Origin of the sequence: Bilifractor porci (assembly GCF_009696005.1) — a bacterium.
GTDB classification, from domain to species: domain Bacteria; phylum Bacillota; class Clostridia; order Lachnospirales; family Lachnospiraceae; genus Bilifractor; species Bilifractor porci.
In genome coordinates, this window is the sequence record NZ_VUMV01000002.1 from 40,942 (window position 1) to 66,864 (window position 25,923).

Annotated in this window: 24 protein-coding genes; 21 read left to right on the plus strand and 3 right to left on the minus strand. The window is 49.3% G+C overall.

Translation table 11 applies throughout. The features are described 5' to 3' along the window. Positions 1-15 precede the first annotated feature (15 nt). The 9 genes from FYJ60_RS03080 (at position 16) to FYJ60_RS03120 (ending at position 11,126) form a co-directional block, all read left to right on the plus strand. Positions 16-1,410, plus strand: a complete 1,395-nt coding sequence (locus tag FYJ60_RS03080) for a glutamate mutase L (RefSeq protein WP_154457118.1) — start codon at positions 16-18, stop codon at positions 1,408-1,410. Between the two features lies 1 nt (position 1,411). Continuing rightward, positions 1,412-3,169, plus strand: a complete 1,758-nt coding sequence (locus FYJ60_RS03085; RefSeq protein WP_205838938.1) for a cobalamin-dependent protein — start codon at positions 1,412-1,414, stop codon at positions 3,167-3,169. A 77-nt stretch (positions 3,170-3,246) separates the two neighbouring features. After that, positions 3,247-3,846, plus strand: a complete 600-nt coding sequence (locus FYJ60_RS03090) for a cytidylate kinase-like family protein (protein WP_154457120.1) — start codon at positions 3,247-3,249, stop codon at positions 3,844-3,846. A gap of 44 nt (positions 3,847-3,890) precedes the next feature. Beyond that, positions 3,891-5,087 (plus strand): DUF362 domain-containing protein, encoded by a 1,197-nt coding sequence (locus FYJ60_RS03095; RefSeq protein ID WP_154457121.1) that lies wholly within the window; start codon positions 3,891-3,893, stop codon positions 5,085-5,087. Positions 5,088-5,109: 22 nt separating this feature from the next. Further along, entirely contained in the window at positions 5,110-6,042 is a 933-nt protein-coding gene (locus FYJ60_RS03100) for an AEC family transporter (RefSeq protein ID WP_154457122.1), read from the plus strand. 34 nt (positions 6,043-6,076) lie between these two features. After that, on the plus strand, positions 6,077-6,637 hold the full coding sequence (locus FYJ60_RS03105) for a flavodoxin family protein (protein WP_154457123.1): 561 nt from the start codon (positions 6,077-6,079) through the stop codon (positions 6,635-6,637). A gap of 184 nt (positions 6,638-6,821) precedes the next feature. Beyond that, on the plus strand, positions 6,822-8,813 hold the full coding sequence (gene metG, locus FYJ60_RS03110) for a methionine--tRNA ligase (protein WP_154457124.1): 1,992 nt from the start codon (positions 6,822-6,824) through the stop codon (positions 8,811-8,813). 64 nt (positions 8,814-8,877) lie between these two features. Further along, a complete protein-coding gene (locus FYJ60_RS03115) occupies positions 8,878-9,678 on the plus strand; it encodes a TatD family hydrolase (protein ID WP_154457125.1) in 801 nt (266 codons plus the stop codon). A gap of 89 nt (positions 9,679-9,767) precedes the next feature. After that, positions 9,768-11,126 carry an alpha-amylase family glycosyl hydrolase gene (locus FYJ60_RS03120; protein WP_154457126.1) on the plus strand — a complete coding sequence of 453 codons (1,359 nt, stop codon included), beginning with the start codon at positions 9,768-9,770 and terminating at the stop codon, positions 11,124-11,126. A 70-nt stretch (positions 11,127-11,196) separates the two neighbouring features. On the opposite strand, the gene FYJ60_RS03125 is transcribed toward FYJ60_RS03120, so the two are convergent. Next, positions 11,197-11,889 (minus strand): Crp/Fnr family transcriptional regulator, encoded by a 693-nt coding sequence (locus FYJ60_RS03125; protein WP_154457127.1) that lies wholly within the window; start codon positions 11,887-11,889, stop codon positions 11,197-11,199. A gap of 172 nt (positions 11,890-12,061) precedes the next feature. Here FYJ60_RS03125 and asrA point away from each other — a divergent pair, with 172 nt between their 5' ends. The 12 genes from asrA (at position 12,062) to glgD (ending at position 24,657) form a co-directional block, all read left to right on the plus strand. Next, positions 12,062-13,096, plus strand: coding sequence for an anaerobic sulfite reductase subunit AsrA (asrA, locus tag FYJ60_RS03130; protein ID WP_330579089.1), 1,035 nt, complete (start codon positions 12,062-12,064; stop codon positions 13,094-13,096). Continuing rightward, a complete protein-coding gene (asrB, locus tag FYJ60_RS03135; protein WP_154457128.1) occupies positions 13,093-13,881 on the plus strand; it encodes an anaerobic sulfite reductase subunit AsrB in 789 nt (262 codons plus the stop codon). Before asrA ends, asrB begins: the two co-directional genes overlap by 4 nt. Positions 13,882-13,895: 14 nt before the next feature. Further along, the gene (gene asrC, locus FYJ60_RS03140) at positions 13,896-14,879 is read left to right on the plus strand and encodes a sulfite reductase subunit C (RefSeq protein WP_154457129.1); all 984 of its coding nucleotides are present in this window, start codon (positions 13,896-13,898) and stop codon (positions 14,877-14,879) included. 390 nt (positions 14,880-15,269) lie between these two features. Next, complete coding sequence (locus FYJ60_RS03145) at positions 15,270-16,250, plus strand: phosphate ABC transporter substrate-binding protein (RefSeq protein WP_235903301.1); 981 nt, start codon at positions 15,270-15,272, stop codon at positions 16,248-16,250. A 153-nt stretch (positions 16,251-16,403) separates the two neighbouring features. After that, positions 16,404-17,279, plus strand: a complete 876-nt coding sequence (gene pstC, locus FYJ60_RS03150; RefSeq protein ID WP_154457130.1) for a phosphate ABC transporter permease subunit PstC — start codon at positions 16,404-16,406, stop codon at positions 17,277-17,279. Then, positions 17,276-18,247 (plus strand): phosphate ABC transporter permease PstA, encoded by a 972-nt coding sequence (pstA, locus tag FYJ60_RS03155; protein WP_330579090.1) that lies wholly within the window; start codon positions 17,276-17,278, stop codon positions 18,245-18,247. Before pstC ends, pstA begins: the two co-directional genes overlap by 4 nt. 9 nt (positions 18,248-18,256) lie before the next feature. Continuing rightward, a complete protein-coding gene (pstB, locus tag FYJ60_RS03160; RefSeq protein WP_154457131.1) occupies positions 18,257-19,009 on the plus strand; it encodes a phosphate ABC transporter ATP-binding protein PstB in 753 nt (250 codons plus the stop codon). A 58-nt stretch (positions 19,010-19,067) separates the two neighbouring features. Further along, positions 19,068-19,754, plus strand: a complete 687-nt coding sequence (gene phoU / locus FYJ60_RS03165) for a phosphate signaling complex protein PhoU (RefSeq protein WP_154457132.1) — start codon at positions 19,068-19,070, stop codon at positions 19,752-19,754. Positions 19,755-19,979: 225 nt separating this feature from the next. Further along, positions 19,980-20,684 carry a response regulator transcription factor gene (locus FYJ60_RS03170; RefSeq protein WP_154457556.1) on the plus strand — a complete coding sequence of 235 codons (705 nt, stop codon included), beginning with the start codon at positions 19,980-19,982 and terminating at the stop codon, positions 20,682-20,684. 35 nt (positions 20,685-20,719) lie between these two features. After that, positions 20,720-22,204, plus strand: a complete 1,485-nt coding sequence (locus tag FYJ60_RS03175; RefSeq protein ID WP_205838939.1) for a sensor histidine kinase — start codon at positions 20,720-20,722, stop codon at positions 22,202-22,204. 196 nt (positions 22,205-22,400) lie between these two features. Continuing rightward, positions 22,401-23,537, plus strand: a complete 1,137-nt coding sequence (locus FYJ60_RS03180) for a glucose-1-phosphate adenylyltransferase (protein WP_154457134.1) — start codon at positions 22,401-22,403, stop codon at positions 23,535-23,537. A 1-nt stretch (position 23,538) separates the two neighbouring features. Next, a complete protein-coding gene (gene glgD / locus FYJ60_RS03185) occupies positions 23,539-24,657 on the plus strand; it encodes a glucose-1-phosphate adenylyltransferase subunit GlgD (protein WP_154457135.1) in 1,119 nt (372 codons plus the stop codon). Positions 24,658-24,795: 138 nt separating this feature from the next. Here glgD and FYJ60_RS03190 read toward each other — a convergent pair whose 3' ends face one another. Both FYJ60_RS03190 and FYJ60_RS03195 read right to left on the minus strand, forming a co-directional pair. After that, complete coding sequence (locus FYJ60_RS03190) at positions 24,796-25,104, minus strand: AzlD domain-containing protein (protein ID WP_154457136.1); 309 nt, start codon at positions 25,102-25,104, stop codon at positions 24,796-24,798. 3 nt (positions 25,105-25,107) lie between these two features. Continuing rightward, positions 25,108-25,869: an AzlC family ABC transporter permease gene (locus FYJ60_RS03195; RefSeq protein ID WP_154457137.1), complete on the minus strand. Its 762-nt coding sequence runs from the start codon at positions 25,867-25,869 to the stop codon at positions 25,108-25,110. Between the last annotated feature and the right edge of the window lie 54 nt (positions 25,870-25,923).

The following is a 25,923-nucleotide window of genomic DNA, read 5'->3' on the forward strand; positions in this document are numbered from 1 at the left end:
AAGCCGGTGAAAAATATGGGATATACAATTTGCTTTGATTTTGGCAGCACCTATACCAAAATGGCGGTTCTTGATCTGGAGAATGCGGAAACCGCAGTTACATCGAGGGTTCCTTCAACGGTAAAGACGGACGCGGTGCAGGGTCTGAAGGCGAATCTGGAAATTGCCGCAAAGTATATCGGCGAGGAGGCAGTTCGGAGCGCGCATATGCTTGCCAGCAGCAGCGCGGCAGGCGGGCTCAGGATGGTTGTTGTCGGATTGACGGAAAAATACAGTCTTCTTGCCGGCATGAACACAGCGTTGGGAGCGGGTGCCAGAGTCATCCGTTCCTATTATGGAATCCTGGATGATAAGAAACTGGAAGAAATCCGAGAGGCCAACCCGTCTATCCTGCTGCTCTGCGGCGGAACCGATGAAGGAAATGTGGACAGGCTCTGGCATAATACGGAAATGCTGGCGGGAAAAAGAATGGTAAGTTGTCCGGTTATCTACGCGGGGAATAAGAAAATTGCCCAGGAGGTACGGACAAAGTTTTTGCAAAGCGGCATAGAATGTTACCTGACCGATAACATATTTCCGGAACTGGATTGTCTGAATGCCGGGCCGGCACAGAAGGTTATCCATAATATTTTTATGAATCGTATTACCGGTATGCGGGGCATGAATGAGGTAAGGAAATATGTCGGAGACATTGTGATGCCTACGCCGGCCGCGGTTCTGCGGGCAGGTACCCTTCTTGCGAAAGGGTCTGGGAATGATGAAACCGGAATAGGAAGCTGCATGTTGTTTGATGTCGGAGGAGCCACCACAGACGTATATTCTTTCAGCGATAATCTTCCGAAAGGGATGAAAGCGGTAGGAGCTCCGGAACCCTTTGCCAAAAGAAGCGTGGAGGGAGATCTCGGACTCAGGTCTTCCGCAAAGTCTCTTTTTGAAAATGCAAGAGGTTTTATCCTGAAGGGGCATTTCTCTGGGAGTGAAAATAAGGTTGAAGAGATGTGCGTCCGCAGAACCCGGCAGGAAGCGTTTCTGCCGGATAATGAAGAGGAAACCGCTCTGGATCAAAAATTGGCGGAGGCGGCTGTTTATACTTCCGCCAGAAGGCATTGCGGAAGGGTCGAAAACGCATATGGAAAAGATTCCGTATTGATACAAAACGGAAAAAATCTGACAAATGTAAAGACGCTGATCGGGACAGGCGGGCCGATTATTTTTCGGAAACAGCCGGAAAAAGTTCTCAGAATGGCGCTGCGAAAGCCGGAGGAGAAGGAACTGCTGCTCCCGGAACACGCGGATTGTTTCGTAGACAGCAGATACCTGCTTTTTGCGGCAGGTCTTTCAGCGGAAGAGAATCCCGGCGGTGCGTACCAGATTGCGGTGAATAGCTTGAAAAGGGCAGGAGATGGTTAAGATGCCACAGATTACAAGGCAGGGTTTAATTAAGAAAGAATTGCCTTCGTTTAAAGAAATGCAGCTGTATGCGGAGCAGGTCTCAGAGGGATGGAAAATAGGAAGAAGTCCTTTTATGGATGCTCACGGAATAAAATCGGAACGGGAATACAAAGAACAGTGTAAGAAAACCGGAAAAATCATGCGGCACGCACACATCGGTTATAACTCCGCGGAAGAGACGATTGCTGCCATTCAGTATATTTACCGTGAGCTTCAGGCCAGAAATGCCAGCCTGGACCGATTCGGAATTTGCCTGGATGTGCAGATGGGAGTTCCGGAGGAACAGAGACAGAATATCCCGCGGGGAGCGGGACTGGTTTTTCAGTCTGAAGAAGAATGGATTCGGGTTGCCCAGGCCGCGCCGGTTATGGTTCATTTTGGGGACAATATGATTGGAACACTGAATTCCATTGAAAACCTTCGTCTGGCATTTGCGGCAGGAGGCACAACGATAGGAAATGTTTCCCATTACTATACCTATGAATATCCGTTTCCCTATGATCTGAATCTCCGTACCGAGAGGATGGTGGAGGCTTTTTGTATTATGGGCCTCTATAAAGACAGGGGTATGCTGGTTCACTCTAATCTGGATGACGGATTTGGTGCCCTGTTTCATGATCTTGCCGATACGCTTGGCTGGGCAAAGTTGGAAAAACATATTGTTGAAGATCTGATAGGGGCGAAGCTGGGACATTGCTTTGGGAATCTGTACAGCGATCCTGTGCTTCGGATCGCGTTTTCCTTTGCGCTGGATGATATCAACGGTCACGATTCCTGCGGAACCATGATTTACGGCAACACAACCGATTTCGATACGGATTTCCGGAAAAACTATTCAGTGACAAACGGATATCTGCTGGGAGACATGATCGGGCAGATTCACCGGCCGACAGGCCACGCGCTGAATGCGGTTCCGGTTTCAGAGGCTGCCAGAATCCCGTCCAGGGATGAAATCCTGGAGGCCCAGATTATGAGCAACGAGCTGGAGCGGTATGCCCGAATGTATGAACCATACATGGATTGGGAGAAAATTGAGAGCTGTGAAAAGAAGCTTCTGGAAGGCGCAGAGGTATTCTACCACAATACGCTTCAGGAACTGGATCGGATAGGAATTGATCTGGAAAATCCGGCAGAAATCATGCTGGCGTTGAAGCGTCTGGGTCCGGACTATCTGGAGCGGTATTGCGGAGCGGGAAAGGTCAGGGAAGAAGAAAGAATCCCGGTCTGGCCGACAGATATGGTAAAGAAGATCACAAAAATCAAAGAAAATGCACTGCGGCATATTTCGCAGGGCGAACTGACGGGAACCAGGCTGGTCATCTGTTCCACGGACGTGCATGAATTCGGGAAGAATATTGTCGGAAGTGTGCTGAAAAAAGCAGGGGCTTCTGTTCATGATATCGGGACAGATGCCTCCCCGGCAGAAATTGCGGAAACCGCAATCGAGACGGACAGTCAGTATATCGTTGTCAGCACGTTTAATGGGGTAGCCAAAACATTTGCCCGGAATTTACTTGATACCTTGGGAAAATATCAGCTGGATGTTCCGGTTTTTATGGGAGGGCTGCTGAATGAAAACAGAGAGGATGGAAATCTTCCGGTGGATGTAACAGAAGAGCTAAAACAAATGGGAATTATCTGCACAAAAAAAGCAGAGGAAATTGTGGAAATCATGAAGGAACGGAACAAAACAGCCAGAGACCGGAAAACCACATGAGTGACGGTGAAGGGTACCTGTTGTGATGCCCTGGGTACAGGGCAGGACTGTATACCGGGATCGGGGGTAAGGATGATATGGAAAATTATACCGTAACTATTTCCAGACAGTTCGGAAGCCTGGGAAGACCGATAGGAATGAAATTGGCGGAACTGTTGGGAATTGAATTTTATGACAGAGATATTATTGAAGAAGCTGCCCGGCAGATGGATTTGCCCCTGGCAGAGGCCAGTAATCTGGAAGAAAAGGAGAGAACAGGTCTGCTGTACATGAGGTATCCGCTTGGAAAGAGCAATATTGAGGTGAAGGAGAGGCTCTATGAAGTAGAGAATTCTATTATCCGGAACTGGGCGTCCAGAAAGAGCTGTGTCATTGTCGGAAGATGTTCTGATTATATTCTGAGGAACGAGAAGAATCATATCAATTTCTTCATCTATGCTCCATATGATCAGCGTGTAAAAAACTGCATTGAGGATTTAGGCTTCAAGAAAGAAGATGCTATGAGCATGATTGACGAGGTGGATAAGGCAAGAAACCGGTATCATAAAAGATATACACATTTTAAGCAGGAAGATCTGGAGTTAAATCAGGTTGTGATTGACAGTTCCGTGTTAGGCGTCGACGGGACGGCGGAGATTATGGCGGATTTTGTGAAGAAGAGATTCCATATCAATTAAAGTCCAAAACGGGAAAAGATCCGGGAAAATACAGGAGGTGCGGTATGTCAGTTGTTTCCATACAGAAAACAGAAGGTAATGAATATGAGCAGATAAAAAAGGCGGTTTATAAGGCGATTGAGGATTGCGGCGGACTGGCGGATATCGTCAAACCGGGATATAAGGTGCTGGTGAAGCCTAACTTTGTCGCTGTTCCCAAGGAACGCTGTACGGGCGGCGTTACCAGATGGGAAGTGACAAAAGCAGTGGCGGAGCGTGTCAGAGAAGAAGGCGCGGAGGCAATTATCGCGGAGTCTGCGGCGGCAGGTGTAGATACCGAGGAGGTTATTCAGGCCTGCGGGTATCAGAAACTGCGGGATGAGGGTTTTCAGGTGATCGACTTAAAGAGCAGAAAACCGGCATCGATTCCGACAGAAAACGGAAAGGTGATTCAGAAAATGAATACCTGGGATATCGTTGCGGAGGCGGATGCGGTAATCAGTGTCCCCGTCATGAAGACGCATGACCAGACAGAGGTTACTCTGGGGATGAAAAACCTGAAGGGGTTGATCGCAGACGGTCAGAAAAAGTTTTTCCACCGGCATGGAGTGGTAAACGGTGTGGTGGATATTATTCAGACGATTAAACCGGTGATGACAGTAATTGATGGGACATTTTGTCAGCAGGGTCTCGGACCGATTTACGGAGAAACGGTTGAGATGGATCTCATTGTGGCCTCTAAGGATGTGGTTGCCTGTGATTCTGTTGGAAGTGCCATTATGGGATATGACGTCAATGCTCCTATGATTACGGTGGAGGCTTATAACCGGGGATTAGGCGAGAAAGATCTGGATAAGATTGAAGTGAAGGGCTGTACCATTCAGTCTGTGGCACGCCGTTTTAAGCGTTCATCCGAAGTCACCATTCCCGGACTTCCGCCTTATCAGCTGATTTTTGATGAAGGCGCATGTACAGGCTGCAGAAATACCGTGATCAGTGCTTTAATGGACTTGAAAGCGGGAGGATATGAAAAATATCTGGAAGGCAAATATATCGTTGTCGGACCCGTTAAGGAGCTCCCGGAAGGTGCGACAAAGGATAACACCGTGCTGGTAGGGCAGTGTACCAAAAAACTTGAAGATCAGGGCAGGTGGGTACCTGGCTGTCCTCCGGGAAATGTATTCGTTGTTCAGGGAATAGTCGGAGATGCAGAAACGGTAGGACGCCGTTATTCGGATAAGTCCGAAGATGAGATCGGATAATCAGTGACAGGAGTACGGTACTATGAGTGCAGAGATAGCCTTTCAACAGATGCTGGTCATACTTATTCTGATTATGACAGGCTGGCTCTGCAGAAAAGCACGGATTATTAATGATGAAAACAACAAATGTCTTTCTAAATTGATGCTTGATGTTTTCAACCCTGCGATTCTGATCTCCAGTATGCTGGACAACAAGATAGAGGACCGGCATTCCGTGTTTGCTGCTATTGGTGGAGCGGCTCTGTTTTTTGCGATTACTATTTTTCTGGCAATGGCGGCAGTCCGGCTGATTGCCAGAAAGACAGGGGACAGAGAGATTTATCAGCTGATGCTGACATTTTCCAATCTGGGTTTTATCGGGATCCCCGTAATTTCAGCGCTTTTAGGGAAGGATTATCTTGTATATGTTGCCATTTACTCTTTTGAATATAATATCTTAATCTATACCTATGGCATCGGCCTGATTGCGCCGGATGATAAAAAAGAAAAAGGGATTGGCAGCCGGCTTCGCGGGATCATGAATATCGGGACAATAGCCAGCGCGCTTGCCGTTGTTTTATTTCTCCTTAATATCAGACTTCCCGATGTGCTGAGTTCGGCGGTCAGTTATCTGGGAGACGCAGCCGTGCCGGTTTCTCTGATGATTATCGGCGTTAATCTGGGAGGGGCGTCTTTTCTTGAGATATTCCGAAAAAAACAGAATTATTTATTCTGCCTGTTTAAGCTTTTACTGATTCCCATACTGGAGATTTGGATTCTGAAACGGCTGCCTTTTGATGAGGGGTTTAAAGATGCCAGCGCAATTATCCTGGCAATGCCGGCGGGAACCATGCCGTTGATTTTAGCAATGGAATATGGAAAAGAAACAAGATTTTGCTCGGAAGGAATCATCCTATCTACCATGCTCTCAGTCGTGACAATTCCCGCAGTTATCTGGCTGTATCCGCTGTTGTAAGACAGCTTCCGTATTGCGGGAAAAGGAGATAAAATTGTTAAATATCATGGTTTTAACAGGAAGTCCGCACAAGAGGGGAACGACGGCACAGCTGGCGGACAGTTTTTGCCGCGGGGCTGCTGAAGCAGGTCATACAATCGAAAGATTCGATGCCGCACAGCTTCAGGTTCATCGCTGTACCGGCTGCGGAAAATGTAGTGGAGGTAAAGAACTCTGCATTTTTCAGGATGATATGGAAAAGATTTATTCCGGGCTGAAAAAAGCAGATCTGATCGTGTTTGTGACGCCCCTGTATTATCATACGATGACGGCATACCTGAAAACGGTGATTGACCGCTTCTATGCCGTTAACAGCCGTATCAAAGGGGGAAAAGGCGCACTTCTGATTGCTGCGGCAGCGGCCAGTGAGTCCTGGAATTTTGACGCACTGAAGGCCTGGTTTCAGACGGAACTCCGCTATCTCTCCTGGAAGAATTTCGGAATGATCTGCGCGGAGGGATGCGCCGTGCCGGCGGATCTGAAACAGACAAGTTATCCGGAACAGGCATGGGAAAAAGGACACATGCTGCCGGAAAGCATAGAAATTTCATCCTGACTGCGCAGCAACTTTCTGTCGGACACTATCCCGGTCGGCTTGCAAATCCTGCGGAATCCATGTATTCTAATACATGCGGTATACAGGCGGACATTTTCTGTTCAGGAAAAACCGCCTGCCGAAAAATCCGATTTTGCACCGGCCGGAGGGGATTTTGCGGAGGATCCGGCGGAAGGAGTGTGCTATGCAGAAAAAAAACAAACCATATTATATAACGACGGCCATAGCCTATGCGTCAGGCAAGCCGCATATCGGAAATACGTATGAAATTGTTCTGGCGGACAGCATTGCCAGATTCCGCAGAATGCAAGGATATGATGTCTTTTTTCAGACCGGAACAGATGAGCACGGAATGAAAATCGAGGCCAAGGCGGAAGAAAAGGGCTGTACGCCCAAACAGTACGTGGATGATGTGTCCGGAGAAATCCACCGCATCTGGGACCTGATGAATACTTCCTATGATAAGTTTATTCGTACGACGGACGAAGACCACGTCAGGCAGGTTCAGAAGATGTTCCGCAAAATGTACGAAAAAGGGGATATCTATAAAGGAAAGTATGAAGGATGGTACTGTACGCCCTGTGAGTCTTTCTGGACAGAATCCCAGCTGGTGGACGGAAAGTGTCCGGACTGCGGGCGCCCGGTTACCAGAGCTTCCGAGGAAGCTTACTTCTTTAAGATGAGCAAGTATGCGCCGAAGCTGATTGATTACATCAACACGCATCCGGAATTTATCCAGCCTGTCTCACGTAAGAATGAGATGATGAATAATTTCCTGCTTCCTGGCCTGCAGGATCTCTGCGTTTCCAGAACGTCCTTTACCTGGGGCATTCCGGTGGATTTTGATCCGAAGCATGTGGTCTATGTCTGGCTGGATGCGCTTACAAACTATATTACCGGTATCGGATATGATGTAGACGGAAACAGTTCGGAACAGTTCAAGAAATACTGGCCGGCGGATCTGCATCTGATCGGCAAGGATATTATCCGGTTCCATACTATTTACTGGCCGATTTTCCTGATGTCTCTGGATCTTCCTCTGCCGAAGCAGGTGTTCGGGCACCCGTGGCTTCTTCAGGCGGACGGGAAAATGAGCAAGTCAAAAGGCAATGTGATTTACGCGGATGACCTGGTAGACCTTTTCGGCGTGGACGCGGTGCGTTATTTCGTCCTGCATGAGATGCCGTTTGAAAATGACGGGGTGATCAGCTGGGATCTGATGGTAGAGCGGCTGAATTCCGATCTGGCCAATACCCTCGGAAACCTGGTCAACCGCACAATCGCCATGAGTAATAAATATTTTGGCGGTGTTGTGGAAAATAAAGGTGTGACCGAGCCTGTGGATGAGGATCTGAAACGGGCAGTTACCGGGACGGCTCCGCGGATAGAGGAAAAAATGGAGCAGCTGCGGGTAGCGGATGCCATTACCGAGATATTTGCCCTTTTCAAGCGCTGCAACAAGTATATTGACGAGACGGCTCCCTGGGTGCTGGCGAAGGATGAGGCAAAAAAAGATCGGCTGGCGACTGTCCTGTACAACCTGGCGGAAAGCATCTCCATCGGCGCGTCGCTTCTGAAGCCGTTTATGCCGGAGACATCGGAAAAAATTCTGGCGCAGCTTCATACCGCGGAGAGATCCTATGAGACGCTGGATGTTTTCGGACTGTACCCGTCCGGTACGAAGGTGACAGAAAAACCGGAAATTCTATTCGCCCGCATGGACATCAAGGACGTGATGGAGCAGGTAGAGGCGAAAAATCCTGAAGCGGCCAAGAGCGCGGAGGACAAAGAAGACGCTCCGTCGGAAAAGAAGGAGAGTGGAGCGGCGGATCTTCATGTAGAACCGAAACCGGAAATTACCTACGATGACTTTGCAAAGTGCCAGTTTGCCGTGGGGGAGATCCTTTCCTGTGAAGAGGTTCCAAAATCCAAAAAGCTGCTGGTGTCAAAAGTAAAGGTCGGAGACCAGACCCGGCAGATTGTGTCCGGAATTAAGAAGTGGTACAAGCCGGAGGAGATGGTCGGCAAAAGGGTGATGGTTCTCCTGAATCTGAAGCCTGCAAAGCTGGCAGGAGTTCTTTCGGAGGGAATGCTTCTGGCGGCGGAGGATGCAGACGGCAATATCTGTCTGATGCGTCCGGAAAAAGATGTGCCGTCCGGTTCGGAAATCGCATAAAAGAATACAGCGGCTGTCCGATGCTCCGTGCGCGGGCAGTCATTTGTATATAAAGGACAGAAAAATGATTTTTGATACACATACACATTATGATGATGAAGCTTTTCAGCCGGACCGTGCGGAGCTGATGCAGAAGCTCCGGGAGAACGGAATTGGAAAAGCAGTGAATGCGTCTTCAGATTGGGAGAGTCTGGAGAATACCAGGATTCTGGCGGATCAGTATGATTTTATCTTTGCGGCCTATGGTCTGCATCCGGAAAATCTGGATTCTGTCCCGGAAGGCATGACAGAAGCACAGGCATTGGAGGCAATCAGGGAATTGCTGAGGACTCCGAAGGCAGCTGCCGTGGGAGAGATCGGCCTGGACTATTACTGGGAAAAGGATCCTGCAAAACAGGAGAGGCAGAAGCACTGGTTCAGACTGCAGCTGCAGGTGGCAAGAGAGGAAAAGTTTCCGGTCATCATTCACAGCCGGGATGCGGCGGAAGATACTCTGCGGATTGCAAAAGAGGAGAAGCTGGGTGAAATAGGGGGAGTCATTCACTGCTTTTCCTATTCCAGAGAGATTGCCGCAGAATATCTGAAAATGGGAATGTTCCTGGGGATCGGAGGCGTGGTAACCTATAAAAATTCCAGGAAGCTGAAAGAAACGGTAGAAATGGCGCCTCTGGAACAGCTGGTGCTGGAAACGGACTGCCCATATCTGACGCCCGTTCCAAACAGGGGACAGAGAAATTCTTCGCTGAATCTGCCTTATGTCATACAGGCAATCGCCCAGATCAAGGGGCTTCCTGCGGAAGAGGTGGAAAACACAACATGGGAAAACGCCCATCGGCTGTATCGGATGGACGATTTCGGTTTATGACTTTTTGAACCTGAATGATGCCGCGAATTGCTCTTTTTAATGGAGGCTTTTAACCCTGGCATCATCAATTACTTGGAGTGATGAAGAATATGAGCAAATGGTATGAAGAGGCGGAATTTTATCATATTTACCCGATCGGGCTCCTGGGAGCACCGCGGCGAAATGAAGGAGGAGAGACGGTTCACAGATTTCCTGTTCTGACGGAAAAATGGCTTCCGCACATCCGGGATCTGGGGTTCCGGGCCATCTACATCGGACCGCTGTTTGAGTCTGCCGCGCACGGATATGATACGACTGACTATAAGCAGGTTGACCGCAGGCTTGGGGACAATCAGGATTTTCAGTACTTTGTGCAGAAAGCACATGAGATGGGAATAAAGATCGTTGTAGACGGGGTATTTAACCACACAGGCAGGGATTTTTTTGCCTTTCGGGATATCCGGGAGAAAAAATGGGATTCATCCTATAAGAACTGGTATAAGGGCATCAATTTTGACGGAAACAGCAGCTGCAATGACGGCTTTTCCTATGAATCCTGGCACGGCTGCGGAGATCTGGCAGTCCTGAACCTTTACGACCCGGCGGTCCGTGAATATCTGTTTGGAGTTGTCGATTTCTGGATTGATGAATTTGACATTGACGGAATCCGACTGGACTGCGCAGACTGTCTTGAATTCGGGTTTATGGAAGGGTTGCGCAGACGGACAGAGGCAAAAAAGGCGGATTTCTGGCTGATGGGAGAGGTGATCCACGGAGATTACAGCCGCTGGGCAGGTCCGGACCAGAGTAAACTTCACAGTGTCACTAATTACGAATTATGGAAGGGCCTGTACTCCGGACACAACTCTCACAATTACTTTGAGATTGCGCATACCATCCGCAGAGAATTCGGGAACGAGTGGGGAATCTACAGGGGGATGAAGCTTTATACCTTTGCGGACAATCATGATGTGAACAGAATTGCGTCTCTGCTGGAGGATAAGCGCCACCTGAAACCGGTATACGCCATGGTTTACATGCTTCCGGGAATTCCCTCTGTGTACTACGGATCAGAATTCGGCATAGAAGGAAGAAAGGAGAATGGTGGGGACGATGCGCTTCGCCCGGCTCTGGAGCTGGACGAAATGGAGAAAACCGCTCCGCAGCCCTGGCTCTGCGGCTGGCTTCAGGTACTCAGTAAGATCCGCAGAGAGCATCCGGCCTGTGTCAATGGTTCTTATCAGGAACTGCTGCTTACAAACCGTCAGTACGCATTCGGACGATTCCAGGATAAGGATGCGGTTCTTGTGGCGGCCAATAATGACGGGGAACCGGCCGACCTGTGGATTCCCGCCGCAGATGCAGAATGGGAGGACGCTGAAACCGGAGCAAGAATACGGGCGGAAGGCGGAAAACTGCATGTAAATCTTCCCGCAGGAGGAGCTGCGGTTTACACGGCTGTTTCGTGAAGGAAAAACAGGGGGATGTGAACAGGTCTGTTTTTTGAAAAACGGGCGGATCAGGAGGAGCTTTCGCCGCTCACCGGGTCCGCAGGAGATGGAACAGGTTTCTGTCGTACTCCAGGATTCCTTCCTCTTGCATTAAAGAGAGTTCCCGGCTCAGGGAGCTTCGGTTTGCATTCAGAAATCCGGCCAGTTCCTGACGGTCCAGCGGACACTCGATATAATTGGAATGCTGCTGTCCCTTCAGAAAATACAGGTAAGTCAGAATTTTCTCCCGGAGAGTTTTTTTAGAAGAAATCTCAACCTTCTGGAGAAGAAGCATGTTTTTATCGGCAATCAGCCGCACCAGATTCGTAATTACCTGATGGTGGAAGGCGCAGTTGTTGGAGCACACGTTCAGCACCCTGTGAAAAGGAAGAAGCAGGGCTCTGGTCGGGACAGCCGCCTGAAAGGAAACTGTTGTGTCCTGACGGCTGCCGCACACAAAGGTTTCGCCGAACAGCTCGGAATTCCGCATGACAGCAAGAACAGAAAGCTGTCCCCCAAAGTCTTCCTTCAGCATATTGACCTGTCCGGAGAGAATCACGCCGATATAGGCAACATTTTCACCTTCCAGAAAAATGAACTCGTTCTTTTTGTATTTCTTTTCTGTCGCCTGCAGACATTTCAGCATCGGACCCAGATGTGCCTCGCTGATGCCTGAAAAAACAGGAAGTCCGGCGGCTTCTTCCACCAGCCCGGCAGATATTCCCGCATGATTGGTATTCATAGTCTTGTTCCCCGTTAGAGAAGTTTCCCCTGCAGCTCATCCGTTACGAAAAAAGAGGATAAAAACAGTATAACACGTTGCATGCGCAACACGCAGATTTTTTTGTTTATGATATGATTCAGATAACACAACTGGCGATTGTTATTTTTTTATCAAATGAAAGGAGAAGCTTGTGGGATTTGTATTCAGCAGGGACGGTTTTGCGGAGGTAATCCGTCAGCTTGGAAGCAGATACCGGATTTACGCGCCGGTTCTGAAGAAGGGTGAGGGGCGATTTACAGACACAGATGTAGTCCGCTATGATTATGTAAAGAACTTCGATGAGATTGAGCTTGAGAAAAGATCGGATTATTCCTTCAAGGAAATCCTGCTTCCGGTCTCCGGGACATTATTTTATTTTACAGAGGACAAGGTGACAGAGCCGGAGATGGATGATCGGGAAATCCTGGTATTCGTGCGGAGCTGTGATTTACACGCGGTAAAGCGGTTCGACCAGATTTACCTGCATAACGGGCAGGAGAGGGATTGGTTTTACGAGAGAGTACGCGACAGACTGAAGTTTGTTCTGATCGGCTGCCGGGAGAGCTTTGATGACTGCTTCTGTGTGGACATGCATACCAATGAAAGTACAGACGGGTATGTGTTTTCGGTAGAAGAAGCAGATGGGGAAATCTACTCTGACTTAAAGGAAGAAGGACTTCGGGAGCTTTTCTCCGGAAACAGTGTCCGCGAAGAGGATAAGGCTCCGGCTCATGTAGAGACCAATAAAATATTTGTTTCTGTTCCGGATGAAGTGCCGGTTTCTATCTGCAAAGATAAGGTATGGGACGAGTACGACAGCCGCTGCATCGGCTGCGGCCGGTGTACGCTGGTCTGCCCGACCTGCACCTGTTTTACCATGGAGGATATCTATTATTCCGATAACGGAAAAGTCGGTGAGCGCCGCCGCGTGCACGCCTCCTGCATGATTGATGGATACTCCAATGTGGCCGGTGGAGGTGAATACCGCAAAAAACACGGTGAGAGAATGCGCTTCAAGGTTCTTCATAAGATATCTGATTTTAAGAAGAAATTCGGATATCAGATGTGCGTAGGCTGCGGCCGGTGCGATATGGTCTGTCCGGAGTATATTTCTTTCTCTGAGTGCATCAACAAAGTTGACAGGGCAATTCGTTCGGCGGAGGACGGAAAGGAGGCACAGGCATGAGCAACCCCTATATTCCCTTTGCATCCAAGATTCTGGATGTCAAAAAACATACGCAGAAGGAATATACTTTCCGGATGGAATATCATGGAGAGGTAAAACCGGGACAATTTTTTGAGGTTTCTGTTCCGAAATTCGGAGAAGCGCCTATTTCTGTCAGCGGAATCGGAGACGGTTACGTAGAACTGACCATACGCCGTGTGGGCCGGGTTACCAACGAAGTGTTTGAAAATTATGTGGGAGATTCTCTCCTGATGCGGGGACCCTACGGCAACGGGTTCGATATCAGCATCTTTGACCATGGAGAGACGCTGGTCGTGGCCGGCGGAACCGGTGTATCGCCGGTTCGGGGAGTCATTGAAGCACTTGCGGCTTCCCCTGCGGCAAAAGATACCCATGTCATTGTCGGTTTCCGAAGCCCGGCGGATATGCTGTTCCGTTCGGATCTGGAAGAATGGAAGGACAAGCTGGATCTGGTGCTTACCGTTGACGGGGCACCGGAAGGATACGCGGGAAATATCGGCCTGGTCACGAAATATATTCCGCAGATCCAGCTGCGGGATGTTTCTGCTGCAAAAGCTATTGTTGTGGGACCGCCGCCCATGATGCGCTTTTCTATTATGGGCTTCCTGGACATGGGGTTCCGGGAGGAAAATATCTGGGTATCCAATGAGAGAAAGATGTGCTGCGGTCTGGGCAAATGCGGCCATTGCCGGATCGGAGACAAATATGTCTGCCTGGACGGACCTGTTTTCAATTACACCGAAAGTAAAAATCTGATTGACTAAGGGGGGAACGAAACATGGATATTAATGTAAAAGAACTCAAGAAAAACGCGTTTCGTTACTCTAAGGTAAGAGGAGAGACAGCGTCCAGAATCCGTATCACCGGAGGAAAAATTAACGCAAAGGTCATGCGCCAGGTGGCAGAAATTGCCGAGGAGTACGGAGACGGAACCATTTTTATCACCAACCGTCAGGGCATAGAGCTTCTTGGAATTCCGATGGAGAAGATGGGTGAGGTGAATGAAAAACTGCAGCCGATCATTGACGCCATGGGAACCAATCAGGAGGAAAGAGGGAAAGGTTACTCTGCTTCCGGAACAAGAAATATTGTGGCCTGTCCCGGAGAAGAGCTCTGTCCGTTTGCCTGCTATGATACAACTGCTTTTGCCAGAAAGGTAGAACATGAGATTTTCCCGAACAACAGGCATGTCAAGGTCGCTTTTACGGGCTGCTCCAACGACTGCGCCAAGGTACGGATGGATGATTTTGGCATTATCGGAATGACAGAGCCGCAGTACGATCCGGACCGGTGCATCGGATGCGGACAGTGCGTGAAATATTGTGAAAAAAGGTCGGTGGGCGCACTCAGGCTGGTGAACAATAAGGTGGTCCGCGATACGGATCTCTGTATTGGCTGCGGAGTCTGCGTGACGTACTGCCCGACCAGGGCATGGACCAGAAGCAAGGAAAGATATTTCCGGCTGACTCTTCTGGGACGTACCGGAAAGAAAAACCCTCGTCTGGCGGAAGATTTCATCCGGTGGGCGGACGAGGAGAGCATTACAAAAATCATAAAGAATGCGTACGCCTATGTGGAAGAGTACATAGATCCCCATGCGGTGGAAGGCAAGGAGCACATCGGCTACATTGTGGATCGTACCGGCTTTGAGGAATTCTATAAATGGATCATGAAGGATGTGCAGCTGCCGGAAAAGGCAGAGGTCTCCAGCCATATGTACTGGGGCGGCAAATGGTATGACCGGTCCAATGAATTGAAATAAATGTCCTGCGGCCAGGTGTATTTAGCAGATTTAGCGTAACCGTCAGGAGACCAGACGGTTTTCAGGACAAAACAGGTAAAAGAGAAGGCGGCAGCCTCGGGATTTTTCCGAGGCGCCGCCTTCTCTTTTTCTGTCCGGTTAACAGCGCTCCCGGAGAAGAAAGAAAAGAGAAACAAAAGGGAAGTAGCCGGGCAGCGGTTACAAATACCAGTTGGGAGAAGTTTACATGAATACCGGACTGTTACACAGAGTTAACGCAGCTTTGGTTTCGGAGTTTACATTGCGTGTGGCAGAATAAGCGCATACAGACGAAAAGCTGTAAATACATTACGATCCGGAAATGAAGGTCCGGGGAAATTTGATCAGACCAGATCAGAAGGAGAATGGAAAATGAAAAAATCAGTTTTAGCGGTGCTTTTCGCAGGAATGCTTGGAGCAACTATGATGGCAGGATGCGGAAGCTCTTCCAGCACCACAGAGAGCAGCAATAGCGCCAGCGACACCGCAGCATCCGCTACTGAGGCGGCCGCTTCCACAGAAGCAGCTTCATCCGAAGAGGCGTCCTCCGCAGATACGGCATCTTCCACAGCAGACAGCGCATCTTCCGCTTCTGCAGATGCCACAGCAAGCAGCGACCTGAGCGGAACGGTCAGCACAGACGGTTCTACCTCCATGGAGAAGGTAATCGGTTATCTCAGCGAGGCTTTTCAGGAGAAATATCCGAATGTAAAGGTTACTTATAATCCGACCGGTTCTTCTTCCGGTATCACAGCCGCAAAGGAAGGATCCGCAGATCTGGGACTTGCAAGCCGTGACCTGAAGGATGACGAAAAAGACGGACTGGTTCAGACTACCATTGCCATTGACGGAATTGCTATGATTGTAAACCCGCAGAATTCCGTAGCAGATCTTTCCATTGACCAGATCGCACAGATTTACAAAGGAGAGATTACAAACTGGAAGGATGTAGGAGGATCCGACGGAGAAATCGTCTGCATCGGACGTGAGGCAGGTTCCGGTACCCGTGACGGATTTGAGACAATCACAGATACAAAGGATGCCTGCAAGCTTTCTCAGGAGCTGACATCCACAGGTGATGTGATTCAGACCGTTGCCAATAACCCGAACGCAATCGGATATGCTTCTCTGGCAGCAATTAACGACACCGTAAAGGCTCTTACTGTAGAAGGAGTAGCACCTTCAGAGGAGACCGTTCTGGACGGTACCTATAAGATTCAGCGTAATTTCAATGTAATTACCAAAGAGGGCGCAGAGCTGAGCCCGCAGGCACAGGCATTCTTCGATTACATGCAGAGCAAGGATGCAGATGAGCTGATTAAAAAGGCAGGCGCAGTGCCGGTTGCAAAATAATCAGACCTGAAAAAGAGCAGTGCGGCGGCTTTTAGCCGCCGCCGGTACAGAATGATAAAGCTGTGACAATATCCCGTTAAGCAGCCGGTCAGGGCACTTTTCGGGAATTCGTCAGTTATGGCAGAAAAGCTGCCTGGAGGGGTTCTGTAATCCATGAATGTAAAGAAAGCTAAAAATCCGGCAGAGAAGGCAATGAGTCTTATCTTTTTCATCTGCGGAATGCTGTCGGTTGCCTTTGTTTTGTTTATTACCTTATTTCTGGTTGTGTCCGGTGTACCGGCAATCGGAACCATAGGAATTTTCAAATTTCTGTTTGGAACTGTCTGGGCATCTACTGCGGCAGATCCGAAATTCGGAATTCTTCCGTTTATACTGACATCCGTATACGGAACCTTCGGAGCGGTTCTTCTTGCTGTACCGGTCGGACTTTTATGCGCCATTTATCTTTCCAAATTTGCAGGCAGCAGACTGGCAGAGCTGATTCGGTCCGCGGTTGAGCTTCTTGCCGGCATTCCTTCCGTGGTTTACGGTCTTGTCGGCATGATCCTTATTGTCCCTGCAGTCCGGACAATTTTCCATCTTCCGGACGGCGCCAATCTGTTTTCCGCCATCATCGTTCTTTCTGTCATGGTGCTTCCAAACGTAATCAGCGTATCGGAAACTTCTCTTCTGGCGGTTCCGCGCGAATATGAGGAAGCAAGCCTGGCACTTGGCGCGACTTATACGGAGACTGTTTTTAAGGTATCTGTTCCGGCCGCAAAAAGCGGAATTGCCTCTGCGGTTGTCCTCGGTGTCGGGCGTGCGATCGGGGAAGCAATGGCTGTCATGATGGTGTCCGGAAATGTGGCCAATATGCCGGGACTTTTCAAGAGCGTCCGGTTCCTTACAACTGCTGTGGCCAGTGAGATGTCTTATTCTTCCGGCCTGCAGAGACAGGCGCTTTTCTCAATTGCCCTGGTGCTGTTTATCTTCATTATGATTATTACTCTGTTGCTGAATTTCGTATTCAAGAAGGAGAAAAATAAATGAAATCTGATATGATTACATATTCCGCGGCAGATCCCCAGAGTATCAGCAGGCCGGTGGCCAAAACAGCGGACGGGAAGAATGGGAGCGTTCCTCCGGAAAACGGTAAAATCTCTTCTTCCAGAAGAGTAAAGATCGGTGTGCTCCAGGGACTCATGCGGGTATCCTTTGTTATTATTCTGGCGCTTCTGGCATGCATGATCGGTTATATCATCTATCGCGGAGCGGCACATGTTACCTGGACGCTTGTCAGCACCAGTCCGAGCCTTTTGAATGACACCATCGGAATTCTTCCGAATATCCTGAATACGCTCTATATCGTGCTGATGACGCTGGTTCTGGTTCTTCCGCTGGGCGTCGGCACCGCGGTTTATCTGACGGAATACGCAGCCAATGCCAAGCTGGTCAGCGTTATTGAATTTGCGACAGAGACACTGGCCGGAATCCCCTCCATTATTTATGGTCTGGCCGGCATGCTGATTTTTGTGCAGTTCTTCAGCCTTGGAACCAGCCTTCTGGCGGGCGCCCTTACCCTGGTAATTATGACGCTCCCCACCATCATCCGTACGACGCAGGAAAGCCTGAAAACCGTGCCGGACAGCTACCGGGAGGGAGGCCTGGCGCTTGGAGCGGGCAAGTGGTATATGATACGGACTGTCGTTCTGCCTTCCTCTATCGACGGTATTGTGACCGGATGTATTCTGGCAATCGGACGTATCGTAGGAGAATCTGCCGCCCTTCTGTTTACGGCGGGCATGGCAAACGAGATTATGAACCTGGGAGAAGCCATTCAGCCCGGACATGCCGGGTCAACGCTGACGGTAGCTTTGTATATGTATGCAAAGGAGCGGGGAGAATTTGATGTGGCATTTGCCATCGCGCTGATTCTTCTGGTGCTTACATTTCTTATCAATATGGCAGCCAAACTGGTGGCAAAAAAATTGCGCCGTCCGACGCAGAATGAGGATTAAGGAGAAATTATGGCAACAATTATTCAAAGTGAAAATCTGAATCTCTGGTACGGAGATCACCAGGCGCTGAAGGATATCAATCTGAGCATTGAAGAACACCAGATTACCGCGCTGATCGGACCTTCCGGCTGCGGAAAATCCACTTTCATGAAGACGCTTAACCGTATGAATGATCTGGTAAAGAGCTGCCGGATTGAGGGAAAAGTCACACTGAACGGTGTGGATATCTACAAGGATATGGATGCCAACATTCTGCGGAAGAGAGTCGGGATGGTGTTCCAGAAGGCCAATCCGTTCCCGATGTCTATTTATGATAATGTTGCTTACGGACCGAGAATCCACGGAATCCGCAGCCACGCAAAGCTGGACGAGATTGTAGAGCGGTCTCTGCAGCAGGCCGCGCTCTGGGATGAGTGCAAGGACAGGCTGAAAACCAGCGCTCTTGGCATGAGCGGAGGCCAGCAGCAGAGACTCTGCATCGCGCGTGCGCTTGCCGTGGAACCGGAGGTACTGCTGATGGATGAGTCTACTTCAGCCCTGGATCCGATCTCCACTGCAAAGATTGAGGATTTGTGCCTCGAACTGAAGAAAAAATATACCATCGTTATGGTTACACATAATATGCAGCAGGCAAACCGTATTTCCGACGTAACCGCTTTCTTCCTTCTGGGAGAGCTGATAGAGGCGGGCGAAACAAAGCAGATTTTCCTGAATCCGACAAACAAAAAGACCGAAGAATACATCACAGGAAGGTTCGGCTGATTCTGCGGAGCGGGAGAGAACAGGCGGTATTGTTTTTTATACGGGAAAAGGAAAAGATATGGCTACAAGAATAGAGTATGATGAGGAACTTCGGGATATCAGCAGCCAGATCCGGGCCATGGGTACGGAGGTAAAAAGGGCGATTGATATGACGGTGGAGGCTTTCTCCGGGCTTGATACAGAGCGTGCCAATCAGATTATGCAGCACGACGATATTATTGACCACTACGAGAGCCTGATTGAAGAAAGGTGCATCGAGATTGTTGTCAAGCAGGCGCCGATTGCGTCTGACTGGAGAAAAATAGCTTCTTATATGCGTATGATTTCCGATCTGGAGCGCATCGCGGACAACTGCAGCGATATTTCTATGTACATCAAGAGGATTGCGGCAGGGCCGGAGGTACATGTCCCGGTGGCATTCACCGGTATGTTTGATACGATGCGCGATATGGTCAGTGACACCATCGAGAGCTTTTTCAATGGAGACACAAAGCTCGCCGCCGCGGTTATCCGCAATGATGAAGTAGTAGACAGGGATTTTGATGTCATCATGAAGGAAATCAGTGCAGAGATCCAGAAAAATCCGGGGCATACAGATCAATTTCTGGATTATCTCATGATCAACAAATACGTGGAGCGCATGGCCGATCATTCCGCCAATATTGCTTCCTGGGTGACCTTCATTGTAAAAGGACAGCTGCGTCTGCAGTATACAGACAGATACAGGAAAAATTCCGAGAGCTGAGGAGGTTAATATAGAATTTACATTATCCGGGTATTAGAGTTAACATGGACATGGTAAACTGCAATAGACAGTTTGAGTTAACATTAGAATGTTAACCAATGCAAACAATGTAAACGGAGGCAGCTGAGGCAGCACGGAAGAGGCTTTATAATTATGGCAGATGACAGGATGGATCAGGATTCAGAGACGAGTCGGGGAGAGAAGAAGGAAAGGAACTCTGCCGGTATGATTTATATTCTGGAGGATGATGATAATATTCGGAAGCTCGTAAGTTATGCTCTGGTCCGGGAGGGCTTTGAGGCGGAGGGATTCCCTACGCCTAAGAAGTTTTATAAGGCAATGGAGAAAAAACAGCCGGATCTGATTCTGCTGGATATTATGCTTCCGGAGGAGGACGGGCTCAGCATTCTTCACCGGCTGCGCCAGGATATCAACACGGCAGATCTTCCTGTTATCATGCTCACCGCAAAAAGCAGCGAGTACGATAAGGTGACCGGTCTGGACAGCGGAGCGGATGATTATATTGCCAAGCCTTTTGGTATTGTGGAGCTTACTTCCCGTGTGCGCGCCGTGCTCAGGAGAAGCAGGAGAATGCCTTCCTTGATGGACGAGAAACCGGAAAAAGCAATTCCGGAGGAGGAATATAAGGTAGGAACCCTTTATGTGGATCCCTCCAGGCACATCATTAAAGTCGGAGGGAAAGAAGTGACTCTTTCTTATAAGGAATTTAATCTGCTGATGGTTTTGCTGGAGGCAAAGGGAAAAGTAGTAAGCCGCGAACAGCTGCTCTCCAGGGTATGGGGAGAATATTACGGGGAATCCCGAACGCTGGATGTGCATATCCGCAAGCTGCGCGTGAAGCTGGGCAAGAAGGCGGGAAGCTATATCCAGACAGTCAAGGGAATCGGATATAAGCTTGCCAAGGAATGAACAGGCAGACGCTATGCATGCAGAGGATCGGTAGAATGCAGACAGCAGGAATCGCACCGGAACAGTTTCCGGATGAAAGAGAATACAAACAAAAACCCGGGACGGATATTCATGCGCCGGGAGAACCGGGAAACGGCAGGGGATCCGGAAGACATACAAAGGGGCCGCTCAGCAACGAAATCTTCAAGTATACTTTTCTGGTATCACTGATTATTGTGTTGATCAGCATGGGGATGACAGTGGTCTACCTGTTCCGCTTTTTTGAAAATGAAACCCTGGACAACCTGCAGGAAGAGGCGTCTATTCTGTCCGCAGGGGTGGAGACCAACGGCATCAGTTACCTGAATCATGTGGACAGCACAAGCCGGATTACTCTGATCGATGCGGATGGGACGGTCCTGTTTGATAATGAAGCCGATGTGGATACGATGGAAAATCATTCAGACCGCTCGGAGATTGAAGAGGCTGTTCAAAGCGGAAGCGGACAAAGCATCCGGCGCTCGACTACGCTGACAAGGGAGACGATTTATTTCGCGAAGAAGCTGCCGGACGGTTCGGTCATCCGGGTGGCGCAGAACCTCAGTTCCGTCTGGATGCTGCTGCGCAGACTGCTGCAGCCGGCCATTATTATTTTCATGGTTGCCATTATGCTGTCCCTGTTTCTTTCCATGAAAGTCTCCAAAAAGATACTGGGGCCGCTGAATCATCTGGATCTGGATGAGCCGGAAAATAATCAGACCTATGAAGAGCTTTCGCCTCTTCTGGAGAGAATATCCAGACAGCAGATGCTGATCCGGGAACGGGAACACAGCGAAAGTGTCCGGAGAGAGACGTTTCGACGCGATTTCACGGCAAATGTTTCGCATGAGTTGAAAACTCCGCTTACCTCCATTTCCGGCTTCGCTGAAATTATGAAGGACGGGGGCGTTCCCGAAGAAACCGTCAAAGATTTCTCCAAATCTATCTACGAGGAAGCCAGCAGGCTGATCTCCCTGGTGAACGACATCATTAAGCTGAGCCGTCTGGACGATGAAAAGATGGAGTACGAGTGGGAGATTATTGATACCTACGCGCTTTCCGGCGAAATTCTGAACCGGCTGAAACCGGAGGCAGATAAAAAAGATATCCGCCTGATTCTGGATGGAGATCACGGAAAAATAAAAGGCGTCCGCCAGGTGGTGACGGAGATGATTTTTAATCTGTGCGATAATGCCATTAAATATAACAAAGCAGGCGGCAAGGTCCTGGTAAGAATAGCGACCACGCCGAACCATGTCAGCGTCTGCGTGGAAGATAACGGGATTGGAATTCCGGCGAAGGATCTGAAACATGTATTCGAGCGCTTTTACCGGGTGGACAAGAGCCACTCCAAAGCGGTGGGAGGTACCGGGCTGGGGCTTTCGATCGTGAAGCATGGCGCGGGGCTGCATCATGCGACCATTCAGGCAAACAGCCGTCCGGGAAAGGGAACCTCCATTACCCTGCGGTTCCGCAGGGCAGATCCGCAGGAGGAAAAATGATCATACAGGTGTTTTCTTTGTGGCAGTGTGAATAAATGCCGTCGGCAAAGGAACACTTTTTTTGTGCAGATTTTTGTGTATTTTTATCAAAAAGACTGGCTAGAACAAAGGGTATGTTGTACAATGTTAATTAGTAAAGTTTGCTGTTCTCTGTCAGGAGGCGGTGTATCAAAATGAAAGAGGAGGTCATTTTCCTATGCAAAGTGAAATGTTGGCAATGATTCTTGCCGGCGGCCGCGGAAGCCGGCTGAAGGACCTGACTAGCAAAGTTGCCAAGCCTGCAGTATCTTTTGGCGGGAAATACCGTATTGTGGATTTTCCCCTCTCTAACTGCGCAAACAGCGGGATTGATGTGGTCGGCGTTCTCACCCAGTATGAGTCGGTTCTGCTGAACAGCTACGTGGCATACTCCGGACGCTGGGGATTGGACACCAAGGACAGCGGTGTGTTTGTCTTACCGCCCATGGAGAGAGCGGATGCGGCTCTGGACGTATACCGCGGCACCGCCGATGCGATTTCACAGAATATCGGGTTCGTTGATAATTATGATCCGGAATACCTTTTGATTCTGTCCGGAGATCATATCTATAAGATGAATTACGACAAGATGCTTCAGTACCATAAGGAAAAGGGAGCAGACGCAACGATAGCGGTAATCGGAGTCCCGATGAAGGAAGCCAGCCGGTTTGGCATTATGAACACCGGCGAGGATGGACAGATTGTTGAGTTTGAAGAAAAGCCGGAGCATCCGAAGAGCAATCTTGCGTCCATGGGCATCTATATTTTTAACTGGAAGCTTCTCCGCAGAATTCTGGTTGCCGATATGAAGAACCCGGATTCCAGCCATGATTTCGGAAAAGACGTTATTCCGGAGCTGCTGAGAGAGGGAAAGAAACTGTACGCCTGGCAGTTTAAGGGATACTGGAAGGATGTAGGAACGATTGATTCGCTGTGGGAGGCGAACATGGATCTGCTGGATCCCGGAAACGCGCTGAATCTGGACGATCACGCATGGAAAATCTATACGGAGGATGTAACAGCGCTTCCGCAGTACATCGGGCCGAATGCCCATATTGATGTCGCCTATATCACCCAGGGCTGCCGGGTGGAGGGAGATGTCACCAAGTCTGTTCTGTTTACCAACTCGCAGGTGTGTCCCGGAGCAAAGGTTATTGACAGTGTTATTATGCCTGGCGCTGTCGTGGAAGAGGGAGCGGTTGTTACCAGGGCTCTTGTGGCTCCTAATGTACACATCGGAAAGAATGCAGTCGTGGGAAGCAAGGACAGTGCGGAGATCACACTTGTCGCAAAACGAGTAAAGGGGGACGAGTAAGATGGAACAGGCATTTGGCATTATTACATCGGCTTCAAAATTAACCCGCGTGGAGGAAATGGAAAAATACCGTCCGGTCGGTGCGTTTTCTTTTCTCGGAAGATACCGGGTCATAGATTTTCCGATTTCCAACATGAGCAACAGCGATATTGACCGGATTCATGTTTATATTGGCGACAACAATCCGCGCTCTCTGGTAGAGCATGTGGGAACCGGACGCCATTATAACATCAATTCCAAGCACGGCAAGGTTCAGATGCTGTTTTCCGATTCGGCAAGAAAGGATAATCTGTACAATACGGATATCAACGCGTTTCAGGAAAACATTGAGATTATTCAGCGGATGCCACAGCCATATGTAGTCATTACTCCAAGTTATATGGTGTTCCGGCAGGACTTTAACGCGCTTCTGCAGACACATCTGGAGAGCGGGGCGGATATCACGCTTCTGTATCATAAAACAGATGATGCCAGAGAAAATTTCCTGAATACCTATGTTGTGAACCTGAATAAGCAGAAGGGGGTTCTCTCTTTGGAGAGAAACAGCGGCACGGCGAAGGAAAAGAACATCTTCATGGATACCTATATCATGAAAAAGGATCTGTTCCTGGATCTGATCAGCAGGGCGAAGAAGGTGTCTTCTATTTATCAGCTGGTACAGATCGTTAATGATTCCTGCAATGATCTGGATATCCGTGGCGTCGCGCACAGGGGATTTTTTGCGGCAATTACAGATTTCCGCAGCTACTATAAGGCACAGATGGAAATGCTGGACTACAACGTGGCGAAGGTTCTGTTTGAAAACAACTGGCCCATTTATACCAGAACAACAGACTCCTGCCCGACTAAGTATATGGACGGAGCGAAGGTCACCAATTCCTTCGTCTCTAACGGGTGTCTGGTGGAAGGAACGATTGAGAATTCCATCATCGGCCGTGGCGTTACCGTTTCCAAGGGCGCGGTCATTCGGAACAGCGTGATACTGGCGTATTCCGTCATCGGAGAAGATGTCACGGTGGAGAATCAGGTGATTGATAAATGGGCGAATATCATCCACGTCAAGGAACTGGTTTCCACTCCGGAAAACCCCGGTTATGTGCACAGGGATGATATCATCTGACAGGATATAGCTGCTGATGTGAAAGAATGGCCGGACGCATGCCTTCATGCAATCCGGCCATTCTTTTACGGCCATTTTATGCTGTATAAGTCCCTGCGTCACTACGCTGCTGCGCAGCTTTCGTGCCGCTAACAGGACTCACAGGAGGAACAGTTCTGCGATGTAAACGACGGCGCAGCAGATGGCGGCGACGACAAACAGGTTTCCGCCCGCCCAGGCAACGGCTACCCCGGCAATAAGCGCCAGAAGCCCTGCCACGGGATGCTGTGTGGCGGTTATTATCGCTGGAAACGTCATGACCGCCAGCGTCACGTAGGGGACATAGTACAGGAAAGAGCGCACGAAACGGTTCCGGATCGGCTTCCGGAAAATGGTCATGGGAAGCAGCCGGATTGTAATGCTCACCAGGAACATGATTAAAATATAGATGTAGATATTATGTGTCATGGCTTACTTTTCCTCCGGAATACCTGTTTTTTCTTCAGCCGCCTGGCCAGGCTCTTTTTCTTCCGGTATAGGGCGGATGGCAGCCGCGGCTCCGGCAATGACAAGTGTTAAGAGGATGATTCTTGTACCGGAGGATACGGTGCGTATTCCCGGCAGCACAGAACATAAATAGCTGGCGGCAAAACACACGGGAATCAGAACGCGGACGGTACGATCCTTCTTCATTGGCGGGATAAAGATAGCGAGAAACATCCCATATAAGGCAACGGAAAACGCACTGACAAGCCGCACAGAGAGCATATTTCCCGCGATAATTCCAAGTGCCGTGCCTATGGACCAGAGGGGTACGGAAATGGCAATGGCCCCGTAGTGATACCAGGGATCCAGATATCCCGGCCGGGCGACAGAAATTGCAAAGATTTCGTCTGTGATTCCGTAGCTTACAAAAAAACGGTGAACCGGCTTCATATCCGGAGCGGTGCGCTGGCTGAGCACGGTACTCATCAGAAGATACCGCGCGTTTGTAATCAGAGTAATAAGGGCAATGGACAGATAGGAGGAATCTGAAGCAATCATGGTAAAGCCTGCATATTCACCGGCAGAAGCAACGTTAAGAATGCTGGCCAGAAAGCCCTGAAAAGCGTTCAGTCCGGCCTTTTTTGCCGCGATGCCCAGCGAAAATGAAACGGCCAGATATCCCAGGGCAATGGGAATGCCGTCCCTGACACCGTTAAAAAAGGCTGCTTTTTTTCTAGTTTCTGACATGCTTCCAGTGTTCACTTTGAATCCTCGTACTGATAAGGGCGTCTTGCTTTTCGG